Raw genomic sequence first — 3,843 nt, 5'->3', positions numbered from 1 at the left:
AAGCTATACGGGCCTGCGGGTCGGCATTTCGGCGGCCCGCGCCATCGGATTGGCCGCCGGCATCCCCGTGGTGGGCGTCGCGACTCTGTCGGCCTTTCTCGCGCCGATGCTGGCGGGCGGTGCGCGCGGCCTGTTCACCGCGGCGGTCGACGCCAAGCACGGCCATGTCTTCATCCAGGCCGTGGCGCCCGGTGGCCGCGCCATCATCGCGCCCACCCTCATGACGCTTCGCGAGGCCCTGCGGCTGCTCGGCTCGGGACCTCTCCTCCTCACCGGCTCGGCTGCGCCCACGCTGGCCGCCGAAGCCTGGGCGCAGGGGATCGACGCCACGATCGCCGAGGCGCCGCTGGCGCCGGAAATCACCTGGGTGGCGCGCCTTGGCGCCATCGCCGATCCGGCCACCGCCCTGCCAAAACCCCTCTACCTGCGCGGCCCCGACGCGAAGCCGCAGGAGGGCGCCAGAATCGCCCGCCGATGAGTTTCCTGAAYCGGTTCCTCACCCCACCCTCGGCCCGCTTCGAACCCGTCTTCGTCCAACACGCGGCCCGGCTCTCGGCCCTCCATGCCGCCGCTTTCGCCAGGCCTTGGGACGTTCACGAATTCGAACGGCTCCTTGGCGAACGAGGGATTGTCGCGGACGGTCTGTTTCTCGGCCGGGCAACGACCCCGACTGGTTTCGTACTGTCGCGGATCGTCCTCGACGAGGCGGAGATCCTCACCGTCACCATCGGCAGCGAAGGGCGTGGCCAGGGCCGTGCGCGTCCGCTTCTCGTCCACCATTTCGCCGACCTCGAACGGCGCGGTGTGCGCATCGTCCATCTCGAGGTGGAGGAGGGCAACGTGCCGGCTCTCGCACTCTATCGGCGCCTCGGCTTCGAGGAGATCGGGCGGCGGTCCGGCTATTACCTGAAACCCGACGGCAGCCGGGTCGCGGCCCTCACCATGCGGGCCGCCCTGTAGCCGCGCCGGGTGTCCTCGCCTATAAGCACGGGATACGCCCGCGCTGGGGCATCGGAGCCGAAACGGTTCGCGGCCGCCTTTGCGCGACTTCGAGATTTGAGAGCGTGATCGGGCGCAACACCGGGTGTCCCTTTGCTGATCGCGCTTGTGGGAGTTCGTCTTGGCAGCACGTTCGACATCGAAGACCACCCCGAAGCGCCCGGATGCCATCGAGCGCGCCTGCCGGGAGATGGGACTGCGCATGACGGGACAGCGGCGCATCATCGCGCGGATCCTGGATGCCGCCGCCGACCACCCTGACGTCGTCGAACTGCATCGTCGGGCGGTCGAGGTCGACGACCGAATTTCCCTGTCCACGGTCTATCGCACGGTGAAGCTGCTCGAGACCCAAGGCATCATCGAGCGGCTCGACTTCCGGGACGGACGCTCGCGCTACGAACAGGCGGCACGGGAGCACCACGACCATCTGATCAATCTCGAAACCGGTGACGTGATCGAATTCCGCTCCGAGGAGATCGAGGCGCTGCAGAACGCCATCGCGAAAAAGCTCGGCTTCAAGGTCGTCTATCACCGGCTGGAACTCTACGCGGTGCCCCTCGACGAGGACGATGTGTGATTAGGATCGTCGTTGCGGCCAGGCTTTTCATCCTCGCGCTCTTCGCCGCTATCGCCATCCCGTTCCAGATGGTGGCCCTGCGTTTCGGCTGGCCGGCCCTCGCCACCGCGCCGATGATGTTTCACCGCGTGTTCCTCAAATTGTTCGGCATCCGCGTCGTCGAGCGCGGCGCGCCGCCGTCGCGCGATGTCGCGACGCTCGTCTTGTCCAATCACGTGTCCTGGCTCGACATCTCGGTGATCGGTTCGCTCAGGCCCTTGTCGTTCATCGCCAAATCCGAGGTTGAATCGTGGCCGGTGATCGGTCTGTTCGCGCGCCTGCAACGCTCCGTCTTCCTCGACCGGCAGCGGCGCAAGGCGACCGCGGAGGTCAACGGCGCGGTGGCACAGCGTCTCGCGAAGGGCGATGCGATCGTCCTCTTTCCCGAAGGGACCACGGGGGACGGCAACCGCCTTCTGCCCTTCCGTTCCTCGATCGTAGGTGCGGCGCAGACCGCGTTGAGCGATCCGGGTATCGACGCCATTCGATTGCAGCCGCTGGCGATCGCCTACACGCGTCGAAACGGCCTGCCTGTGACGCGGCGCGACCGGCCGGCCATTGCCTGGTACGGCGATATGGAACTCGCGCCCCATCTCGCCGAGATCGTGACCGGCGGGCCGCTCGACGTCGTCGTCACCTGGGGCGAGCCGGTGCCGTTCGACGGCAACCGCAAGGCGGCGACGAACGCAGCCGAGGCGGCCGTGCGCCGGGCGATTCACCGGCAGGATGATTCATCGGCAGAATGATTCACCAGGCAGGGTGATGCCGGCCGAGATGATCGGCCGGCTTTTCGTCTACTCTGCGTGTGCCGTCACCGGCCGTGCATAATGTGCATCCATTACGGATACGCAGGCCGCGGCGGCTTCACGGCCCTTCACGTCGAAATGGCCGGCGAAAAATCCGCGATGCACGTCGTGCTCGTGGAAATGATGTGGGGTGAGCACCGCCGAGAGAACCGGAACGTCGGTGTCGAGTTGCACGCGCATGAGAGCGGAGATGACCGTATCGGCGACGAAATCGTGCCGGTAGATGCCGCCGTCGACGACCAGTCCCGCCGCGACGATGGCGCCATAACGTCCGCTGCGCGCCAGGCGTTGCGCGAGGAGCGGAATTTCGAACGCGCCCGGGACTTCGTAACATTCGATGTCGCGCGCGAACCCGCTTTCCGACATGGCCGCGATGAACGCGACCCGACAGCGGTCGACGATATCCCTGTGCCAGCAGGATTGAATGAAGGCGATTGGCGGGCGAAGGCCCGTCTCGCGCGATGCAATGGTTTGATTTTGGAACTGATCCACGTTGGCTTCCTTGTTTTGCCCAAACATGAATCAGGGCAAACGGAAGCCGCGATGGGGCGCATGCGAGCGCCGTCGCAACGACCGATCTCTTTCATCCGGACTGTAACCGTCGGCTTCGGATTCACACCGAATCTGCTGACCTTCTCAGGAACGTGAAAATCACCGGAGTGAAAATCATCGCCGTGAAAAGCGCTCGCGGGCTTGAGAGATCGAAATCCCTTCACCGCCGGTGGGGAGTTTCACCCCGCCCTGAGATCATCACCCGCCCGAAGGGGCGAGCGGGCGTATCGTAAGGTCGACGTTCTTCCGTTGGCAAGTTTCATTGGCTAGTTTCATTGACTAGTTTCATGGGCAAGAGTGCCCCTCGATGCCGCAGGACGGCCACTCTTCTCTTGAAGACTCAAAGCCCGTAAAGAGAAACGCTCCGGCCGCGGCCGGACATCGATTGCCAGACATCGATTGCCAGGACAGGTTGCCCGCCGTGAAAAAAGTCTTCGTCAAATCCTACGGCTGCCAGATGAACGTCTACGATTCCGAGCGGATGGCGGACATGCTCGCGGCCGAGGGCTACGGCGAAACGAAGGTCATGGAGGAGGCGGATCTCGTCATCCTCAACACCTGTCACATTCGCGAGAAGGCGGCCGACAAAGTCTATTCGGAACTCGGCCGGGTGCGCGAGATCAAGGAAGAGCGCGAGGCCGAAGGCCGCGAGACCAAGATCGTCGTCGCCGGTTGCGTCGCCCAGGCCGAGGGTGGTGAGATTCTGCGCCGCCAATCCGCCGTCGACGTGGTGGTCGGGCCGCAGAACTATCATCGCCTGCCGGACCTCTTGAAGCGCTCCGGCTCGGCGCGCGTGGTCGATACGGAATTTCCCATCGAGGACAAGTTCGACGTGCTGCCTGCGCCCACCAAGGCCAGGACCCTCAGCCG

At 65.0% G+C, this 3,843-nt stretch carries 5 protein-coding genes, 1 pseudogene and 1 riboswitch; of the genes and pseudogenes, 5 read left to right on the top strand and 1 reads right to left on the bottom strand.

Annotated features, from left to right (window positions below):
- The 4 genes from AC1DT3_RS14095 to olsA form a co-directional block, all read left to right on the top strand.
- On the top strand, positions 1–478 hold a 478-nt coding region (locus AC1DT3_RS14095), incomplete at its 5' end, for a tRNA threonylcarbamoyladenosine biosynthesis protein TsaB (RefSeq protein WP_477465879.1).
- Positions 475–960: a GNAT family N-acetyltransferase gene (locus tag AC1DT3_RS14090; RefSeq protein WP_477465878.1), complete on the top strand. Its 486-nt coding sequence runs from the start codon at positions 475–477 to the stop codon at positions 958–960. The genes AC1DT3_RS14095 and AC1DT3_RS14090, both read left to right, overlap by 4 nt.
- Before the next feature lie 229 nt (positions 961–1,189).
- Positions 1,190–1,576 (top strand): Fur family transcriptional regulator, encoded by a 387-nt coding sequence (locus AC1DT3_RS14085; protein WP_477465880.1) that lies wholly within the window; start codon positions 1,190–1,192, stop codon positions 1,574–1,576.
- Complete coding sequence (gene olsA / locus AC1DT3_RS14080; protein ID WP_477465877.1) at positions 1,573–2,361, top strand: lyso-ornithine lipid O-acyltransferase; 789 nt, start codon at positions 1,573–1,575, stop codon at positions 2,359–2,361. Before AC1DT3_RS14085 ends, olsA begins: the two co-directional genes overlap by 4 nt.
- A 48-nt stretch (positions 2,362–2,409) precedes the next feature.
- Here the strand turns inward: olsA and AC1DT3_RS14075 are convergent, their stop codons facing one another.
- Positions 2,410–2,913, bottom strand: a complete 504-nt coding sequence (locus AC1DT3_RS14075; RefSeq protein WP_477465876.1) for a 6,7-dimethyl-8-ribityllumazine synthase — start codon at positions 2,911–2,913, stop codon at positions 2,410–2,412.
- 79 nt (positions 2,914–2,992) lie between these two features.
- Positions 2,993–3,174: riboswitch (FMN riboswitch) on the bottom strand.
- 220 nt (positions 3,175–3,394) lie between these two features.
- Here AC1DT3_RS14075 and AC1DT3_RS14070 point away from each other — a divergent pair.
- Positions 3,395–3,843 (top strand): annotated as a pseudogene (locus AC1DT3_RS14070) (tRNA (N6-isopentenyl adenosine(37)-C2)-methylthiotransferase MiaB); the annotation flags it as partial.

Source organism: Microvirga sp. P4_G7 (genome assembly GCF_056401005.1).
This window is presented reverse-complemented; position numbering and strand designations above follow the sequence as displayed.